The organism is Streptomyces hesseae, from assembly GCF_031845785.1.
In the GTDB taxonomy this organism is placed as follows: Bacteria; Actinomycetota; Actinomycetes; order Streptomycetales; family Streptomycetaceae; genus Streptomyces; species Streptomyces hesseae.
Genome location: NZ_JAVRFI010000014.1, coordinates 161,115 through 179,763 on the forward strand (window position 1 = coordinate 161,115; position 18,649 = coordinate 179,763).

Genomic DNA, 18,649 nt, shown 5'->3' on the forward strand with positions numbered 1-18,649 from the left:
CGTGGTATCACATGCTCCGGCCGCCCCTGGAGCCCCGCCCTGGAGAGCTCCGCCCTAGAGCTCCGCCAGCAGCTGTGCCTTCTTCGTGCTGAACTCGTGGTCGGTCAGCAGTCCCGCCTCGTGGAGCTCGCCCAGATGCCGGATGCGCTCGGCGATGCCACCGGGGTCGGGCCGGGCGGTCACGCGATGGTGGCCGGGGGCGGCGGGCACCTTGGCCCGTACGGCGGCGAGGACGGCCGCCGCGAACGGCAGGGACTCGTGGACGAGCCCGTAGCCCATGCCGAAGGCCACGGCAGCCGGGTCCTGGTCGGGGTCGGCGGGGCGCCGGTCCCCGTCGTCCCCCCGGAGCACCAGGCGCAGATGGCCGCCGGCGGCGTCGGGGGAGCGCCACTCGATGCCGGTCAGCTCGTCGAGGGGGAAACGCTGGTCGCCGGCCTTCCACTTGGCGGAGGAGGCGCCGGTCCAGAACCAGCGGAAGGAGACGGCCCGGCCGTCGAAGGACGCCTTGCCGTCGTAGGCCTTGAAGGCCAGCGGGGGCGTCGGCGCGGTCACCAGATGGCGCTCGGCGGGCTCGGTGGCCAGGGGGCCGAGCCCGTCGCGTATCCGCTCGGCGTAGTACTCGGCGAGCAGCTCGCGCTCGGCCGGGAGCACCAGCCGATAGGGGTCGTTGCCCTCCTTGAGCTGGCCGTCGGCCACGTCCATCAGCGGATCGGCGCCCGGTCTGGGCACGGCGCGCAGCACCACCGTCCCGTGCTTCCCCGGGGCCTGCTCGACGGCCGCGAGCGCCTCGAAGGGAATGCGTCGCTCGCCGAGCGCCTGGAGCAGCTTCGGTGTGCGGATCCCCCGTTCGAAGCGGATGAGCACGGAGTCGGTGCCGAACTCCCAGACGGTGTGGAAACCGGCCAGCACATCACCCATGCCGCTCATCGTAAGCGGCGCCCGCCCGCCCGTCCCCCCTCGTGGCGCTACGCGCGTCAAACGGCCGCGGCCTCGGCGTCCGGGCCCAGCCCGTCCGCGCAGTCACCGCTGTCGCTCGCGCACCGGACGGAGGCGGGGACTCCGACGCCGATCCCGGCGAAGTTGGCGAGGCTGGTGGTGCCGGGCGCGAAATAGCCGGTGTGGCCCTGGGCGTCCCCGGCGGACAGCACCCGCGCCCCGAAGCCCGCCGAGACGGGGTCGGCGCCGTGGCCGAGGCCGCCGACCTCCATGTGGGGAACGCCCTGGATCCAGTCGTCCGCGTCGCGCATCGCCCATATCCGGGCGGTGGTGTCCAGGTCGGAGACGCTCTGGGCGCGCATGCCGGGGCTGCCGGCCACGGCCACGTCGGTGACCCGGGGGGAGAGCTCGCGGGCGGCGACGCCGCACACCACCGAGCCGTAGCTGTGGCAGAACAGCGCGACCTTCGAGTCGCCGGGCAGGGTCGTGACGAGCCGGCGCAGCCGCAGCGCGCCCTCGGCCGCGAGCTTGCCGGTGGCGGCGTCCATCCCGACGCCGACGGGCGAGGTGTAGTCGGCCCAGGCGATGACGGCCGTCCTGGTGCCGGGGCTCGCCTTCCGCTCGGCGGCGTAGAGGGAGCGGCCCATGCCGACGGGGGCGCTGTAGGCGCGCTGGGTCTTCTCGAAGGTCAGCACATTGGTGTCGACGCCCGGGACGACGACGGAGACCCGCCGCGCCGCGTCGAGGTCGCCGAAGACCTCCGCGACCCGGCCGTCCCCGGCGGGGTCGAAGGCGATGATCTGCCGGTCCGGACCGAGCAGCGACTCGAAGCGGTGCATCCGGCGGGAGGCCTCGTAGCGGCCCGCGGGGGTCAGCCCGGCGTCGTGGGTGCGCTGCTCCTCGACCGTACGGGCCTGGGCGAGCGCGGCGCGGTTGGCGCGGTAGCGCAGCTCGGTGGGGGCGCCGCCGAGGTTGCCGACGACGAGCGGATAGCGGTCGGCGAGGCGCTCGCGCTGGTCGGCGGTGAGCGTGGTGAAGAAACGGGACAGCGCCGAGGGCTCCGCGTCGGGGGAGGGCAGCGGCCGGCCGTTCACGGAGCCGTGCCGCCAGGCCTTGAGCGAGACGGCCCGGGGGTCCGGCGCGCCCTTGTGGCTTCTGACCGCCGTCCAGCCTGTGGTCGCCAGCATCACGAACACCACGGCCAGCGCCAGCAGTGCGCGCCAGGCCGTGGAGGCGTTGGTCCAAGGAATGGAGGAGGAGCCGAGCTCCGGGAAGGAAGTCACCGCCGACCACCCTAGGAGAAATCGGCTTGCGTCCGGGGGGCCGGTGAGCTATCTCACGTTTCAATGGCCGTGATTGAGCGCACTCGTACATCTACGGCTCAGGAACGCCAGTTTTCCGCCAGTGCGGGACCGATCTGATCCAAATAAGCGGCCGTACGCTGCCGGAACCCCTCCATGTCCCCGTCCAGCAGATCGCCCCAGCGCTTGCCCACCTCGCGCATCACCCCGCTGAACGCCGCGACCAGGATGCGCGGCCGGGGGTCCTCCGCCGGCAGTCCCTCCCGGCGGGCGATCTCGTCGGTGAGCCGGTCCTCCAGCTCGGCCAGCCTGCGCAGATGGGCCGCCAGCAGCTGCGGGGTCTCCTGGATCATCCGGTACGTCCGGACGTAGAGCTCCAGCGGGACGACCGACTCGATGGCCTCCCCGATGCCGTCCCAGCACTCGACGACGGCCGTGCGCAACGCGGTGAGCGGCGGCTCCGCCGCCGGGCGGGCGCACACGGCGGCGAAGATGTGCGACTCGATCGTCCGCTGGACGGCGAGGGCCACGTCCTCCTTGCCCGCGAAGTAGCGGAAGAAGGTGCGCTGCGAGACCTCCGCGGCGGCCGCGATCTCGTCGACCGTCGTGCCCTCGTACCCCCGGAGGGCGAACAGCTCCTGGGCGCACCGGACGAGGGTCTCGCGGGTGCGGCGCTTCTTGCGCTCACGCAGGCCCGTGGTGCTCTCGATCGTGTGCATCGCCGCCTCTTCTCGGTGCGTTTCCGCTGCTCAGGATAGTTGTGGCCAAGATGACAGATCGCGCCTCCTGGCATTGATTGTCGATTGTCAGCAGCTGCCATAATCTCGGTGGCATGACTCGGACCACCGTCGCCGAGGCGACGCCGGACCAGAAGCCCCGCAGCGGCTTACGGGGCAATCCCTGGCTGACCCTGTTATCCGTCGCGATCGGCGTGATGATGGTCGCGCTCGACGGCACGATCGTCGCCATCGCCAATCCCGCCATCCAGAAGGACCTGGGCGCCTCGCTCGCCGACGTCCAATGGATCACCAATGCCTATCTCCTCGCCCTCGCCGTCGCCCTGATCACCGCGGGCAAGCTGGGTGACCGCTTCGGTCACCGTCAGGTCTTCCTCATCGGTACCACCGGATTCGCCCTCTCGTCCGGACTCATCGCCCTGTCGGGCAGCGTGTCGCTCGTCGTCGCCCTCCGGGTGCTCCAGGGCCTGTGCGGCGCGCTGCTGATGCCGACGGCGCTCGGACTGATCCGCGCCACCTTCCCGGCCGGGAAGCTCAACATGGCCATCGGCCTGTGGGGCATGGTCGTCGGCGCCTCCACGGCCGGCGGCCCGATCGTCGGCGGCCTGCTGGTCGAGCACGTCAACTGGCAGTCCGTCTTCTTCATCAACGTCCCCGTCGGCGCCCTCGCGCTGGCCCTCGGCTCGGTCTTCCTCGCGGGCCACCGGGTCAAGGACGCGCCCCGGTCCTTCGACATCCCGGGCATCGTCCTGCTGTCCGCCGCGATGTTCTGCCTGATCTGGGCGCTGATCAAAGCACCCGCCTGGTCCTGGAGCGACGCCCGGACCGTGATCTTCCTCAGCGCCTCGGCCACCGCCTTCCTCCTCTTCGCCGTCCGGCAGACCCGCAGTCGCGAACCACTGCTCCCGCTGAGCCTGTTCCGCTCCGTGCCGCTGTCCGCCGGGGTGGTCCTGATGGTGCTGATGGCCTTCGCCTTCATCGGCGGGCTGTTCTTCGTGACCTTCTATCTCCAGAACGTCCACGGGATGTCCCCGGTGGACGCGGGCACGCATCTGCTGCCGCTGACCGGGATGATGATCGTCGGATCGCCGTTGGCGGGCGCGCTCATCACCCGCATCGGACCGCGGATCCCGTTGATGGCGGGCATGATCAGCGCTGCCGTGGCCTGCTTCGGGCTGGCCACGCTGGACGCCGGTACCGGCACGCTGACGATGTCGCTGTGGTTCGTACTGATGGGCGTGGGCCTCGCGCCGGTCATGGTCGGCGCGACCGAGGTCGTCGTCGGCAACGCGCCCCTGCGGCACGCGGGCGTGGCCGGAGGTCTCCAGCAGTCCGCCATGCAGGTGGGCGGCTCGCTGGGCACGGCCGTCCTCGGCGCGGTGATGGCGTCCCGGGTCGAGCACCTGCTCCCGGAGAAGTGGGCCGCGGCGGGACTTCCCCGGCTCGCCCCCGAGCAGCTCGCCCAGGCCACCGACGCGGTCTCGGTCGGGGTGGCCCCGGTGCGGCCGGGTACGCCGCCGCAGTACGCGGAGATGATCTCCACCGTCGCGCATGACACGTTCGTGTCGGGGATGCGGGTGGGATTCCGGGTCGCCGGGTGCGTGGCGATCGTGGCGGCGCTGGTCGCGGTGCTCACGAAGCGGGGGGAGAACGCGGGGGGTTCGGCGGGGGCCGGGCACCTCTGAGCTTTTCCTGATCTTCCCCTATCAGGGCATGGATCGGCGGAAGCCCTTGGCGGTGGTGATCACGAGTCGTGAGACTCGTCGCACCATCGGACTGGGGGAGTGATTTCTGTGGTGCGTGCTGTTGTCTTCGGGCTCGCCGCCGCCGTTCTGGCCCTGGCGGGGGCGCCTGCCGCGCAGGCGCGAGCCGGTACGGGCGCCTCGGGCGCCTGCTCGGCAGGGCAGCTGTGTCTCTGGCCCAAGCCGGGCTACCGGGGGGCCGTCCATGCCAGTGAGCTGGCGGGCATCGACATCGAGAGCTGTATGGCCCTGCCGGCCGGGGTGACGGGTGCTTCGCTGGCCAACCGGACGGGGCGGCCTGTTACCACGTACCAGAGCGCCACCTGCGCGGAGACGGGGGAGTTCGACACATATCCGTCGGGGACGTGGACGCCCGAGTCTCCGTACGTGGTGCGGGCGTACAAGATGTGGGAGCACTAAAAAAATTTGCCCCCCGACCGGCGAAGCCGGGCGGGGGGCAAATCCTTATGCGTTACGCGTCACCGCCGGCAGCGCCGGGGTCGGCCGCCGCCACGTCCAGGAGCTGGTAGCGGTCGATGGCCTGCTTCAGGGCCGAGCGGTCGATCTTGCCCTCCTTGGCGAGCTCGGTGAGCACCGCCAGGACGATCGACTGCGCGTCGATGTGGAAGAAGCGACGGGCCGCGCCACGCGTGTCCGCGAAGCCGAAGCCGTCGGCACCCAGCGAGGTGTACGTACCCGGCACCCAGCGCGAGATCTGGTCCGGGACGGCGCGCATCCAGTCGGACACGGCCACCTTCGGGCCCTCGACGCCGGTGAGCTTGCTCGTCACGTACGGGACGCGCTGGTCCTCCTCCGGGTGGAGCAGGTTGTGCTCCTCCACCGCGATGGCGTCACGGCGCAGCTCGTTCCAGGAGGTCGCCGACCAGACGTCCGCCTTGACGTTCCACTCCTCGGCGAGGATGCGCTGGGCCTCGATCGCCCACGGCACGGCCACACCGGAGGCCATGATCTGCGCCGGGATGGCGCCCGCCTCAGCCTGCTTGAACCGGTACAGACCCTTGAGGATGCCCTCGGCGTCCACGTTCTCCGGCTCGGCCGGGTGCTGGATCGGCTCGTTGTAGACGGTGAGGTAGTAGAAGATGTCCTCCGCGTTCTCGCCGTACATCCGGCGGAGACCGTCCTGGACGATGTGCGCGATCTCGAAGCCGAACGCCGGGTCGTACGCGACGACACCCGGGTTGGTCGAGGCCAGCAGGTGCGAGTGGCCGTCGGCGTGCTGGAGGCCCTCACCGGTCAGGGTGGTGCGACCGGCGGTGGCGCCGAGGACGAAGCCGCGGGCCAGCTGGTCGGCCATCTGCCAGAACTGGTCACCCGTGCGCTGGAACCCGAACATCGAGTAGAAGACGTAGATCGGGATCAGCGGCTCGCCGTGGGTGGCGTACGCGGAACCGGCGGCGATCAGCGAGGCGGTGCAGCCCGCCTCGGAGATGCCGTCGTGCAGCATCTGACCGGTCGGGGACTCCTTGTACGCGAGGAGCAGCTCGCGGTCCACGGCCTCGTACTGCTGGCCCAGCGGGTTGTAGATCTTCGCCGACGGGAACAGCGAGTCCATGCCGAAGGTGCGGTACTCGTCGGGGGCGATCGGCACGAAGCGCTTGCCGATCTCCTTGTCCCGCATGAGGTCCTTCAGCAGGCGGACGAAGGCCATGGTGGTGGCGATCGACTGCTGGCCGGAGCCCTTCTTGGTGGGCGCGTAGGCCTTCTCGCCCGGCAGGACGAGCGGCTTGGAGCGGTCCACACGGGTGGGTACGTAGCCGCCCAGCGACTTGCGCCGGTCGTGCATGTACTGGATCTCCTCCGAGTCGCGACCCGGGTGGTAGTACGGCGGCAGGCCGGACTCCAGCTCCTTGTCGGCGATCGGGATGTGGAGACGGTCACGGAAGCGCTTGAGGTCCTCGACCGTGAGCTTCTTCATCTGGTGGGTCGCGTTGCGGCCCTCGAAGTTCGGGCCGAGCGTCCAGCCCTTGACCGTCTGCGCGAGGATCACGGTCGGCTGGCCCTTGTGGGCCTTGGCCGCCGCGTAGGCCGCGAAGATCTTCTTGTGGTCGTGGCCGCCGCGACCCAGGTGGAGGATCTGGTCGTCGCTCATGCCCTCGACCATCTTGCGGAGACGCTGGTCGTCGCCGAAGAAGTGCTCACGGATGTACGCGCCGGTCTCGGTGGCGTACGTCTGGAACTGGCCGTCGGGGGTGCTGTTGAGCTTGTTGACCAGGATGCCGTCGCGGTCCTGGGCGAGCAGCGGGTCCCAGGAGCGGTCCCACACCAGCTTGATCACGTTCCAGCCGGCGCCGCGGAACTGCGACTCCAGCTCCTGCATGATCTTGCCGTTGCCGCGGACCGGGCCGTCGAGGCGCTGGAGGTTGCAGTTGACGACGAAGGTCAGGTTGTCCAGGCCCTCACGGGCGGCCAGGGACAGCTGGCCGAGCGACTCGGGCTCGTCCATCTCGCCGTCGCCCAGGAACGCCCAAACGTGGGACTTGGAGGTGTCGGCGATGCCGCGCGCCTCCATGTAGCGGTTCATCCGGGCCTGGTAGATCGCGCCGAGGGGGCCGAGGCCCATCGAGACGGTCGGGAACTCCCAGAAGTCCGGCATCAGACGCGGGTGCGGGTACGACGACAGGCCGTAGGGGGCCTTCGACTTCTCCTGGCGGAACGCGTCGAGCTGCTGCTCGGACAGTCGGTCCAGCAGGAAGGCACGGGCGTAGACACCGGGGGAGGCGTGGCCCTGGAAGAAGATCTGGTCGCCGCCGTCGCCGCCGTCCTTGCCGCGGAAGAAGTGGTTGAAGCCCACGTCGTAGAGCGAGGCGGAGGAGGCGAAGGTGGCGATGTGGCCGCCGACGCCGATGCCCGGGCGCTGGGCGCGGGAGACCATGACGGCCGCGTTCCAGCGCGTCGCGTTGAGGACCTTGCGCTCGATCTCCTCGTTGCCGGGGAAGAACGGCTCGTCCTTGGTCGCGATGGTGTTGACGTAGTCCGTGCTACGCATCTCGGGCACGGCGACACGCTTCTCACGCGCCCGCTCGATCAGGCGAAGCATGAGGTAGCGGGCACGTTCCCGGCCCCGCTCGTCGACGGCAGCGTCGAGCGAGTCGAGCCATTCCTGGGTCTCTTCGGGATCGAAGTCCGGGACCTGGCTGGGCAGACCGCCAATGATGATCGGGTTGCGATCGGATCCGGAAGCCACGCTGTTCCTTCGCTGTTCGGTCGTGTCGTGCTCTGCGCGCACGGGATGCTGCGCACGGGGTCAACACTGTCTTTGCTTATATGTCGCGCCGGCTCCCATCGTGGACCTCGGCGGCGCAAACGTCATCTCTACTGGGCGGTAACCACCGCACATGAGACGAATCGTCGAGGGTTGGTCGCCTGGGGCGGCCAAATCGCAACCATACGCCCCCATTGGGAGTCGCTCGCGTACGGCCGTTCGGGCTCGACCCCGGCCATCGCAAGGAGTAACTTCGCAAACCCGGCAGAACGCTGTGGCGTGAATCACTCGCGCTTGTTGCCTCATGGTTGGAGTTGCCATGAGACGTCCGCGTCCGTCAACGTTTCGGCGGGCCTGGCGGCCGGGTACTTGCGCGATCGGTCCGGCACGTGTGGACTACGCCCAATGCCTTGCGTACGCGAGGAACACAAGACAATTTCTCGAAACATGACAGGAGGCAATCCGTGAGCGCGACCGCGGACCACGCGGAGGAACGGACCCTGGCCGTGAGGCTGGGTTTCCAGCCCGGGCAGGTGGTCCAGGAGATCGGTTACGACGAGGACACCGATCAGGATCTCCGTGAGGCCATCGAAGAGCATGCCGGCACGGAGCTCGTCGACGAGGATTACGACGACGTCGCCGATGCCGTCCTGCTGTGGTTCCGCGATGAGGACGGCGACCTCACAGACGCGCTGGTGGATGCCATCGGCTTCCTGGAGGAGGACGGCATGATCTGCCTCCTGACCCCCAAGACGGGCCGTGACGGCTACATCGAGCCGAGCGACATCAGCGAGGCCGCGCGCACCGCGGGCCTCACCCAGACCAAGACCATCAGCGTGGGCAAGGACTGGAACGGCAGCCGTCTGGCCACCCCGAAGGGCGCCAAGACCGGCGGCCGCCGCTAGTCCACCAGGACCGGCATCGGGACGCCCGCGAGCCCCCGGCGACAGCTGTCGCCGGGGGCTCGCGCGTTTGCTCCTGTTCGCGCGGGGCGAACCCGCGCCGGCGGCATCCGGACGGTATCCGGACGCGGGGATCACCCGCCGCGTGACGGCCGTGACGGCAGTGACAGACTGGGCCCGCCGACAGGCTCCGTCACCAGAGAGGTGTTACCCCCATGGCTATCGCCGCAGGCGACAAGGCGCCCGACTTCGCCCTGAAGAACCAGCACGGTGAGACCGTCCGGCTCTCCGACTTCCGCGGTGAGAAGAACGTCGTGCTGCTCTTCTACCCCTTCGCCTTCACCGGCGTGTGCACCGGCGAGCTGTGCGCCCTGCGCGACAACCTGCCCACCTTCGCCAACGACGAGGTGCAGCTGCTGGCCGTCTCCAACGACGCCCCCTTCAGCCTGCGCGTCTTCGCCGAGCAGGAGGGCCTGGACTACCCGCTGCTGTCCGACTTCTGGCCGCACGGCGAGACCAGCCGCGCCTACGGCGTCTTCGACGAGGAGAAGGGCTGCGCGCTGCGCGGCACCTTCATCATCGACAAGGAGGGCGTCGTCCGCTGGACGATCGTCAACGGCCTGCCCGACGCGCGTGACCTGAACGAGTACACCAAGGCTCTCGCCGCGCTCTGAGACCGCCGTTCGAGCATGTTTCCGAGCCGCCCGGGGCAACCCCTACAGGTGTCCCGGGCGTCTGAAGCGCAAGAGCCTGTTTACGGTGGGAACCGGTCACTAGGATCAAACCGTTGATCGGGTGCCATCGAACAACCGGGGGCGCGGGAATCGCCTGGCCCCCCGAACCAATGGAGGACTCGTGGGAGTCAGTCTCAGCAAGGGCGGCAACGTCTCCCTGACCAAGGCGGCCCCGAACCTGACGGCCGTCGTCGTCGGTCTCGGCTGGGACGCCCGGACCACCACCGGCACGGACTTCGACCTGGACGCCAGCGCCCTGCTCACCAATGACCAGGGCAAGGTCACCAACGACCAGAACTTCGTCTTCTTCAACAACCTCAAGAGCCCCGACGGCTCCGTCGAGCACCAGGGTGACAACCTCACCGGTGAGGGCGAGGGCGACGACGAGGTCATCAAGGTCAACCTGGCCGGTGTCCCGGCGGACGTTCACAAGATCGTCTTCCCGGTCTCCATCTATGACGCCGAGACCCGCCAGCAGAGCTTCGGCCAGGTGCGCAACGCCTACATCCGCGTGGTGAACCAGGCCGACAACACCGAGCTGGCCCGCTACGACCTCAGCGAGGACGCCTCGACCGAGACCGCCATGGTCTTCGGCGAGCTCTACCGCAACGGCGCCGAGTGGAAGTTCCGGGCCATCGGCCAGGGCTACGCCTCGGGTCTGCGCGGCATCGCCCAGGACTTCGGCGTCAACGTCTGACGTTTCGCGTCCGAGCCGCCCGTCCGGCGCCGCAGCCCCGCCTTTCGCCGGGGGTGCGGCGCCGGACGCGCACCGGCGACACACCGCTCCGGCCGGCGAGCAACGGGCCGCCGCCGGGCAGCACCACAACTCGGGGAGGAAAAGACCATGGGTGTCACGCTCGCCAAGGGAGGCAATGTCTCCCTCTCCAAGGCCGCGCCGAATCTCACCAACGTCACCATCGGCCTCGGCTGGGACGCGCGCTCCACCACCGGAGCCCCCTTCGACCTGGACGCCAGCGCGCTGCTGTGCTCCACGGGCCGGGTGCTGGGCGACGAGTACTTCGTCTTCTACAACAACCTCAAGAGCCCCGACGGCTCCGTCGAACACACGGGTGACAATCTCACCGGTGAGGGCGAGGGCGACGACGAGTCCATCCTCGTCGACCTCACCAAGGTGCCGGCCACCTGCGACAAGATCGTCTTCCCGGTCTCCATCCACGAGGCCGATGTGCGCGGGCAGAGCTTCGGCCAGGTCAGCAACGCCTACATCCGGGTCGTCAACCAGGCCGACGGCTCCGAACTGGCCCGCTACGACCTCAGCGAGGACGCCGCCGGCGAGACCGCGATGATCTTCGGCGAGGTCTACCGCTATGGCGGCGAATGGAAGTTCAGGGCCGTGGGCCAGGGGTACGCGTCGGGCCTTCGGGGTATCGCCCTAGACTTCGGGGTCAACGTTTCGTAAAGCCGCGTCCGCGCGGAGACCCGGACAACGAAGGATTGGGTGGCCAGTGCTCCTGAAAACCTTTGGTTGGTCGTTCGCCATCACGGCGGCCGGACTGGCCTTGGCAGGCGTTCTCTGGGGATGGCAGGGGCTGGCGATCGTCGCGATCCTCTCCGTCCTGGAGATCTCGCTCTCGTTCGACAACGCGGTGATCAACGCCGGAATCCTCCGGAAGATGAACCCGTTCTGGCAGCGGATCTTCCTGACCGTGGGCATCCTCATCGCCGTCTTCGGCATGAGGCTCGTCTTCCCGGTCGTGATCGTCGCGATCACCGCCAAACTGGGGCCGATCGAAGCGGTCAAGGTCGCCATCCAGGACCACGCCCGCTATGAGCAGCTGGTCACCAGCGCCCACCCGGCCATCGCCGCCTTCGGTGGAATGTTCCTGCTGATGATCTTCCTGGACTTCATCTTCGAGGACCGGGACATCAAGTGGCTGAACTGGCTGGAGAAGCCGCTGGCCCGGCTGGGCAAGCTGGATACCCTCTCCACCGTCGTCGCCCTGGTCGTGCTGCTGATCGCCGCGACCACCGTCGCCACCACCGTCCCCGTCCACGGCGGCGAGGGAACGGTCGACAAGGCGGCCACCGTGCTGCTGGCCGGCATCGGCGGTCTGGTGACCTATCTGATCGTCGGCGGCATCTCCGGCTTCTTCGAGGACCGGCTGGAGTCGGCCGAGGAAGAGGAGGACGAGGAGAACGAGGGCGGCGTCCGGGACGCCGCGCCCGCGAAGCAGGACAAGGGCCCGTCGGTCGTCGGGCTGGCCGGCAAGGCCGCCTTCTTCATGTTCCTCTACCTCGAGGTCATCGACGCCTCCTTCTCCTTCGACGGTGTCATCGGCGCCTTCGCCATCACCAACGACATCTTCGAGATGGCCCTCGGTCTGGGCATCGGCGCGATGTACATCCGTTCGCTCACGGTCTTCCTCGTCCGCAAGGGCACCCTGGACGACTATGTGTACCTGGAGCACGGCGCCCACTACGCCATCGGCGCCCTGGCCGTGATCCTGCTGATCACCATCAAGTACGAGATCAACGAGGTCATCACCGGCTCGATCGGCGTGGTCCTGATCGGCCTGTCGTTCCTGTCCTCCGTGGTCCGCAACCGCCGGGAGGCGGCCACGGGCGAAGGCTCCGGTTCAAAGGCCGAGGTCTCCTCCGGGGTGTGACACCGGCACATTTGAGGAACGCTCTCACCGGGGCGGTCACGAGGATCATCCTCGGGCCGCCCCGTGGCATGTGTGCTCAAAGTGGGGGTGCTCGGCAATGATCAGGGAGAAGTTCTTCGGCAACTGGGGATACGCCGCCACGCGTCAGTTCGACGCGAGCGGCACCAACGGCGCGGTCGAGCTGACCAAGCGCCATCCCACGTTTTCGCTGACCAAGCAGGGTGCCATCACCGGCAATCTGCGGGTCAACCTGTCCTGGCGGATGCGGACCTCGGACTTCGACGACCGGGGCTCCTCCCTCGCCTCCTCGCTGCGCCATCCGCTGCGCAAGTTCACCCCCGACGTGGTCCAGGCCCAGGGCCAGGCGATGGTCAACGTCGACCTCGACCTCGCCTGTATGTACGAGCTCCAGGACGGGGCGAAGGGCGTAGTCCAGCCGCTCGGCAACATACTGGGCAGCATCAACGCCCCGCCGTATATTCAGCTCAGCGGTGACGACCGTTTCGGGTCGGGGTCGGGCGAGACCATCTACATCAACATGGACCACCGCGATCAGTTCAAACGCCTGCTGATCTTCGTCTATATCTATGACGGCACACCCGCGTTCGACCGTACCCACGCGATGGTGACCCTCTACCCGGGCAATGGCCCCCGGCTGGAGGTCTCGCTGCACGAGCGGGCCCCGGAGGCCCGGTCCTGCGCCGTGGTGCTGATCGAGAACATCAAGGGCGAGATCCTCGTACGGCGTGAGATGAAGTACGTCTACGGCTTCCAGTCCGAGCTCGACCGGCTGTACGGGTGGGGCCTCCAGTGGGGCCGGGGGTACAAGAGCAAGGTGTGATTCTGGCTTTTGTCCGTCAGCGGCCGGGCAGGAACTGCGGACCCTGCGGGGGCAGCCGGAAGGCCGGGTCGGGCGCGGGCTGGTGCGGCGGGTAGCCGTAGGACGGCTGGGGTGACTGCTGCGACTGGTGCTGCTGTTGCGGGTAGCCGTAGGCGGGTGCCGGGATCGAGGGCGGGCCGGCCGGCGGCGGGGGATAGGCGTAGCCGCCGGAGGACGCCGGGGGCGTGACCGGCGCGGGTGCGGGCTCGGGCCGGCCCCCGTCGCCGACCGGGCCGGTGGCCGGCTCGGGTGCCGGTACGGGCGCGGCGGCGCCGTCCTCCCCCGGCTCGTCCACCGAGATGCCGAACTCCGTCGCCAGCCCCACCAGCCCCGAGGCGTAGCCCTGCCCGAGCGCCCGGAACTTCCAGCCGTCCCCGCGCCGGTAGAGCTCGGCGCAGAGCATGGCCGTCTCGTCGCCCGTCTCGGCCGTGACGTCGAAGCGGGCGACGGGCTCCGCGTCGGTGGAGCCCGTACCGCTCCGCGCGGTGTCGTAGAGCAGTACGCACAGGTCCCGGACGAGCCCGAAGGGCCCGCCGTCGGCGGACGCGGCCAGCACGACGCGCGTCACTGACGGGTCTAGGGCCGACAGATCCGCCTCGACGGAGTCCGTCGCCCCCTCCACCAGCCGTTTCTTGGGCAGATGGCGGACCAGGCCGGAGGGGTGGCGCGGCTGGTTGTAGAAGACGAAGTCCTCGTCCGAGCGCACCCGGCCCTCGTCCCCCAGCAGCAGGGCGGAGGCGTCCACGTCAGGGATGCCCGGGCCGGGTGTCCAGCGCAGCACGGCCCGCACGGTGGGGGCGTCCAGCGGGATGTTCGACCCCTTCAGCATGGCGTGCGTCATGTCCGCAATCCTGCCTTCCCGTGCCGCTCCGGGACAACGCAGGGGTCCCGGAGCGGGAAGTCGCGCCCGTACCCGCGCACCGAAGCGTTTACCTGAAGGAACTGTGCAGGTCATGAGCTTGTCTCAGACTTGGGGAACTCTTGACCCGTCCCCGGACGTACCATAATCGGCCACACTTCCGCGTCGTTCGACCGGCGGGAAGGCGCCCACACCGTGGCATTCGGGGAGAACTATGAGGCATTTCGGATACCTGCCGCCCACGGTGCGGAGGGGACTGTTCCATAGGGAGCCGGGCGAGTTCACCGCCGGTTCTCCCGCCCGTACGCTCTCCGTCGCTCTCGGGGCCACCCTCTACTGCCCCGCCACCCGGCCCTCCCTCGCCCAGGACGTGCGCAAGCAGGCACGGCGCGGAGTGGTGTCCATGGTGCTGTGCCTGGAGGACTCCATCGACGACGCGGACGTCACCGGCGCCGAGGAGAACCTCGTCCGGCAGCTCACCGAGCTCGCGGGGGCCGAGGAGGACCTCCCTCTGCTGTTCGTCCGCGTCCGCGAGCCCGGCCAGATCGGGGATCTCGTCCGCCGCCTCGGCCCGGCGGGCCGGTTGCTGTCCGGATTCGTACTGCCGAAGTTCACCGAGGAGCGCGGGCTTCCGTTCCTGGAGGAGCTGACCGCCGCCGAAGAAGCCTCCGGACGGCGGCTCTTCGCCATGCCCGTCCTGGAATCACCCGAACTGCTCCACCTGGAGAGCCGCACCGAGATGCTGACGGGCATCGCCAGAACCGTCGAGAAGTACCGCGACCGCGTCCTCGCCGTGCGGCTCGGCGTCACCGACTTCTGCTCCGCCTACGGGCTGCGCCGCGCCCCCGACATGACCGCCTACGACGTCCAGCTCGTCGCCTCCGTCATAGGCGACGTCGTCAACGTCCTCGGCCGCGCCGACGGCAGCGGCTTCACCGTCACCGGCCCGGTCTGGGAGTACTTCCCGCAGCCCGAGCGGATGTTCAAGCCCCAGCTGCGCCGCAGCCCCTTCGCCGGCCCCGCCGAGGCGCTGCGCACGGCCCTCATCGAGCACGACATGGACGGCCTCCTGCGCGAGATCCACCTCGACCGCGCCAACGGCCTCCAGGGCAAGACCTGCATCCACCCCTCGCACGTCGCCCCCGTCCACGCCCTCTCCGTCGTCAGCCACGAGGAGTACAGCGACGCGCGCGACATCCTGCGGCCCGACCGCGACGGCGGCGGAGTCCTGCGCTCCGCCTATACGAACAAGATGAACGAAGTGAAGCCGCACCGCGCCTGGGCCGAGCGGACCATGCTGCGCGCCGAGGTGTTCGGCGTCGCACGGGAGGACGTCAGCTTCGTGGAGCTGCTGTCGGCGGGGTTGCAGAGCGCATGAATCAGATGAATCACGTGAAAGGCGCGGAAGAATTGATCTGGTCGGGACAGTGGGTCGCGGACCGGCTGGGCGTGGCGCTGGAAGGCGACACCCGGCTGCCGGAGTTGCTGGGGCTGGCCCTGCGGCGCAACCCCAAGCGGGCGCATCTGCTGGTCTCCAACGTGCTGGGCAAGCACGTCCCGGCGTCGCCGGCCGCGGTGTACGAGGCGGGGGCCGGCCTCGGCCGCCGGGTCCGGGCCCTGCTGGGTGACGCGGACGCCGCCCGTGCCGTCGTCCTCGGCTACGCCGAGACGGCCACGGGCCTGGGCCACGCGGTCGCCGACGGCCTCGGCCTCGCCCCCTACCTCCACTCGACACGGCGCGCCGTGCCCGGGATCGCCTCCGTGGGCGGCTTCGAGGAGGAGCACAGCCACGCCACGTCGCATCTGCTGCTCCCGGAGGACCCGGCGTTCTTCGCGGGCGACGGCCCGCTCGTCCTCGTCGACGACGAGTTCTCGACGGGGCGCACGGTGCTGAACACCGTGGCGGCTCTGCACGCGCGCTTTCCGCGTGAGCGGTATGTGGTGGTGGCGCTGGTCGACATGCGGTCGGGCGACGACCGGGCGCGGCTGGACGCCTTCGCGGCGGAACTCGGCGCGCGGGTGGAGCTCGTCGCGCTGGCGTCGGGGACGGTGTCCCTCCCGGAGGGGGTGCTGGAACGGGGGCGGGAGCTTGTGGAGCGGTACGAGGGGGAAGCCCCAGCCCCGCCCTTTCTCCCCCAGCTACCGCTGGGAGGTGCCCCCAGTTTCCCGGGGGCGAGCCCCCGGACCCCCGCACCGACCCGCGTCGAGCTCGGCTGGCCCGCCGGCCTGCCCGACGGCGGCCGGCACGGCTTCACGCCCGCACACCGGGCGCGTCTGGAGGCCGCCCTGCCCGACATGGCGGCCCGCATCGGTGGAGCCCTCCCGCAGGGAGTGCGGCGCGTCCTCGTCCTCGGCACCGAGGAGCTGATGTACGCCCCCCTGCGCCTCGCGCAGGCGCTGGAGAACGAGGGCGCCTTCGAAGAGGTCCGGTTCTCGACCACCACCCGCTCACCCGTCCTCCCCGTCGACGACCCCGGCTACGCGATCCGCTCCCGCATCACCTTCCCCGCCCACGACGCCCCCACCGACGGCCCCGGCCCCCGCTACGCCTACAACGTCGCGGGTGGCGACTTCGACGCCGTCGTCGCCGTCGTCGACTCCACCGCCGACACCCCCGCCCTCCACGCCCCCGGCGGCCTCCTGGACCGGCTCGCCGGCCACACCCCGCACGTGGTACTGGCCGCCATCCCCTCGTACGTACCCGAACGACAGGCTCCCCCCATGCCCGACCCCCTCCGCGGCCCCGCGTTCTCCTCGTACGACCCCGAGGACGTCGGCTGGCTGCTTCAGGACCTCTCCTCCGTACGGCTGGAGGCGCCCACCGAGGAGCGGGAGGAGGCCATCCAGAGCGGCGGCGCGCACTACGCCGAGTCGCTGCCCGTGGAGTACCAGCCCGACGAGCGCTACCAGGCGCTCTACCACTCCGCCCTCGACGCCTCCGCGCACCGGATCGCGCTCGCCGTCGGCACGGTCACCGAGACCGTACTGGCCGAACGCTCGCCCCGGCCGGTCCTGGTGTCGCTGGCCCGCGCCGGTACGCCCGTGGGCGTGCTGATGCGCCGCTGGGCCCGGTACGCCCACGGGCTGGACCTGCCGCACTACGCCGTCTCCATCGTGCGCGGCAAGGGCATCGACACCAACGCCCTGCGCTGGCTGGCCGAGCACCACGACCCGGCCGACGTCGTCTTCGTCGACGGTTGGACAGGCAAGGGCGCCATCACCCGCGAACTCGCCGAAGCCCTGAAAGACTTCCCCGGCTTCGACCCGCGCCTGGCCGTACTCGCCGACCCCGGCCACTGCGTGACCACCTACGGCACCCGCGACGACTTCCTCATCCCCTCCGCCTGCCTCAACTCCACCGTCTCGGGCCTGATCTCCCGCACCGTGCTCCGCGACGACCTCGTCGGGCCGGACGACTTCCACGGCGCGAAGTTCTACCGCGAACTCGCCGGTACCGACGTCTCCCGGGCCTTCGTCGACACCGTCGCCGCGCGCTTCGCCGACCCCGGCCTCCAGGACGACGTGACCCGCGCCGCCAAGGAGCTCGCGGCCGCCGACCGCACCGCCACCTGGGCCGGCTGGGCGGCCGTCGAGCGGATCAGCGAGGAGTACGGCATCCACGACGTCAACCTCGTCAAGCCGGGCGTCGGCGAGACCACGCGCGTCCTGCTGCGCCGCGTGCCCTGGAAGGTCCTCGCCGCACGCGGCGCGGGCGCCGACCTGGACCACGTACGGCTCCTGGCCGAACAGCGCGGGGTACCGGTGGAGGAGGTGGACGGCCTGCCGTACCGCTGCGTCGGCCTGATCCACCCCCGCTACACCCGCTGCGCCACCGGCGCCGACGGCAAGGCGGTCGCCGCGTAATGACCGTGCTCGTCGCCAGCGACCTCGACCGCACCCTGATCTACTCCACCTCCGCGCTGAGCCTGTCCATGCCGGACGCCGAGGCCCCGCGCCTGCTGTGCGTGGAGACATACGAGAGCAGACCGCTGTCCTATATGACGGAGACGGCCGCCGGGCTCCTCGCCGAGCTGGCCCGTACGGTCACGTTCGTCCCCACCACCACCCGCACCCGCGAGCAGTACGAGCGGATCCGGCTGCCCGGCCCCGCGCCGGAGTTCGCGATCTGCGCCAACGGCGGCGAGCTGCTGGTGGCGGGCGAGCCCGACGCCGAATGGCGGGCCCGGGTGGGCCGGGCACTGGCCGCCGAGTGCGCCACGCTCGCCGAGGTCCACGCGCACCTGCTGCGCGTAGCCGACCCGGCGTGGCTGCTCAAGGCGCGTACGGCGGCGGACCTCTTCGCCTACCTCGTCGTCGACCGGCCGCTGCTGCCCGCCGGCTGGCTCAAGGAGCTGACGGACTGGGCCGGCGAGCGGGGCTGGACGGTCTCGCTCCAGGGCCGCAAGGTCTACGCCGTGCCGAAGCCGCTCACCAAGAGCGCGGCCGTCGCGGAGGTGGCCCGGCGCACCGGGGCGGCCGAGGTGCTCGCCGCCGGGGACTCGCTGCTGGACGCCGATCTGCTGCTGGCCGCCGACCGCGCCTGGCGGCCGGGTCATGGCGAGCTGTCCGACGTGGGCTGGAGCGCGCCGCACGTCACCGCGCTGGAGACCCGGGGGGTCGCGGCGGGGGAGGAGATCGTCCGGGCGTTCCTGGGAGGGCGGCGGCGGGAGCGCTAGTCTCGGGGGCGCGTCACCGGGTGGTACAACCA

At 70.2% G+C, this 18,649-nt stretch carries 16 protein-coding genes; 11 read left to right on the forward strand and 5 right to left on the reverse strand.

Features of this window, described 5'->3' with window-relative positions; translation table 11 throughout:
• Nucleotides 1-54 precede the first annotated feature (54 nt).
• From RM609_RS21680 to RM609_RS21690, 3 genes are all read right to left on the reverse strand, one after another.
• Nucleotides 55-918 (reverse strand): DUF4429 domain-containing protein, encoded by an 864-nt coding sequence (locus tag RM609_RS21680; protein WP_311613155.1) that lies wholly within the window; start codon nt 916-918, stop codon nt 55-57.
• 56 nt (nt 919-974) lie between these two features.
• Complete coding sequence (locus RM609_RS21685; protein ID WP_311613156.1) at nt 975-2,219, reverse strand: alpha/beta hydrolase; 1,245 nt, start codon at nt 2,217-2,219, stop codon at nt 975-977.
• A 98-nt stretch (nt 2,220-2,317) separates the two neighbouring features.
• A complete protein-coding gene (locus RM609_RS21690; RefSeq protein ID WP_311613157.1) occupies nt 2,318-2,956 on the reverse strand; it encodes a TetR family transcriptional regulator in 639 nt (212 codons plus the stop codon).
• A 113-nt stretch (nt 2,957-3,069) separates the two neighbouring features.
• Between RM609_RS21690 and RM609_RS21695 the strand changes: the two genes are divergently transcribed.
• Both RM609_RS21695 and RM609_RS21700 read left to right on the forward strand, forming a co-directional pair.
• Nucleotides 3,070-4,659, forward strand: a complete 1,590-nt coding sequence (locus RM609_RS21695) for an MFS transporter (protein WP_311613158.1) — start codon at nt 3,070-3,072, stop codon at nt 4,657-4,659.
• A gap of 111 nt (nt 4,660-4,770) precedes the next feature.
• Nucleotides 4,771-5,136, forward strand: coding sequence for a peptidase inhibitor family I36 protein (locus RM609_RS21700; RefSeq protein ID WP_438828498.1), 366 nt, complete (start codon nt 4,771-4,773; stop codon nt 5,134-5,136).
• Between the two features lie 52 nt (nt 5,137-5,188).
• On the opposite strand, the gene aceE is transcribed toward RM609_RS21700, so the two are convergent.
• The gene (gene aceE, locus RM609_RS21705; protein WP_311613159.1) at nt 5,189-7,921 is read right to left on the reverse strand and encodes a pyruvate dehydrogenase (acetyl-transferring), homodimeric type; all 2,733 of its coding nucleotides are present in this window, start codon (nt 7,919-7,921) and stop codon (nt 5,189-5,191) included.
• A gap of 482 nt (nt 7,922-8,403) precedes the next feature.
• Here aceE and RM609_RS21710 point away from each other — a divergent pair, with 482 nt between their 5' ends.
• The 6 genes from RM609_RS21710 to RM609_RS21735 all read left to right on the forward strand — a co-directional run bounded on the left by RM609_RS21710 (nt 8,404) and on the right by RM609_RS21735 (nt 13,043).
• Nucleotides 8,404-8,844 carry a DUF3052 domain-containing protein gene (locus tag RM609_RS21710; protein ID WP_311613160.1) on the forward strand — a complete coding sequence of 147 codons (441 nt, stop codon included), beginning with the start codon at nt 8,404-8,406 and terminating at the stop codon, nt 8,842-8,844.
• A 212-nt stretch (nt 8,845-9,056) separates the two neighbouring features.
• Nucleotides 9,057-9,515 (forward strand): peroxiredoxin, encoded by a 459-nt coding sequence (locus RM609_RS21715; RefSeq protein WP_311613161.1) that lies wholly within the window; start codon nt 9,057-9,059, stop codon nt 9,513-9,515.
• Between the two features lie 181 nt (nt 9,516-9,696).
• Complete coding sequence (locus tag RM609_RS21720) at nt 9,697-10,272, forward strand: TerD family protein (RefSeq protein ID WP_311613162.1); 576 nt, start codon at nt 9,697-9,699, stop codon at nt 10,270-10,272.
• Between the two features lie 147 nt (nt 10,273-10,419).
• Nucleotides 10,420-10,995, forward strand: coding sequence for a TerD family protein (locus RM609_RS21725; RefSeq protein WP_311613163.1), 576 nt, complete (start codon nt 10,420-10,422; stop codon nt 10,993-10,995).
• Nucleotides 10,996-11,041: 46 nt separating this feature from the next.
• Complete coding sequence (locus tag RM609_RS21730) at nt 11,042-12,202, forward strand: DUF475 domain-containing protein (RefSeq protein WP_311613164.1); 1,161 nt, start codon at nt 11,042-11,044, stop codon at nt 12,200-12,202.
• A gap of 97 nt (nt 12,203-12,299) precedes the next feature.
• Nucleotides 12,300-13,043, forward strand: a complete 744-nt coding sequence (locus RM609_RS21735; RefSeq protein WP_311613165.1) for a TerD family protein — start codon at nt 12,300-12,302, stop codon at nt 13,041-13,043.
• 16 nt (nt 13,044-13,059) lie between these two features.
• Here RM609_RS21735 and RM609_RS21740 read toward each other — a convergent pair whose 3' ends face one another.
• Complete coding sequence (locus RM609_RS21740) at nt 13,060-13,923, reverse strand: TerD family protein (protein WP_311613166.1); 864 nt, start codon at nt 13,921-13,923, stop codon at nt 13,060-13,062.
• Between the two features lie 232 nt (nt 13,924-14,155).
• Between RM609_RS21740 and RM609_RS21745 the strand changes: the two genes are divergently transcribed.
• From RM609_RS21745 to RM609_RS21755, 3 genes are read left to right on the forward strand one after another with little or no spacing between them, the layout of a single operon-like run.
• Nucleotides 14,156-15,319 (forward strand): HpcH/HpaI aldolase/citrate lyase family protein, encoded by a 1,164-nt coding sequence (locus RM609_RS21745; protein WP_311613167.1) that lies wholly within the window; start codon nt 14,156-14,158, stop codon nt 15,317-15,319.
• Nucleotides 15,320-15,324: 5 nt separating this feature from the next.
• A complete protein-coding gene (locus RM609_RS21750) occupies nt 15,325-17,805 on the forward strand; it encodes a phosphoribosyltransferase (RefSeq protein WP_311613168.1) in 2,481 nt (826 codons plus the stop codon).
• A complete protein-coding gene (locus RM609_RS21755; protein ID WP_311613169.1) occupies nt 17,805-18,617 on the forward strand; it encodes an HAD family hydrolase in 813 nt (270 codons plus the stop codon). The genes RM609_RS21750 and RM609_RS21755 overlap by 1 nt, the downstream gene beginning before the upstream one ends.
• Nucleotides 18,618-18,649 lie beyond the last annotated feature (32 nt).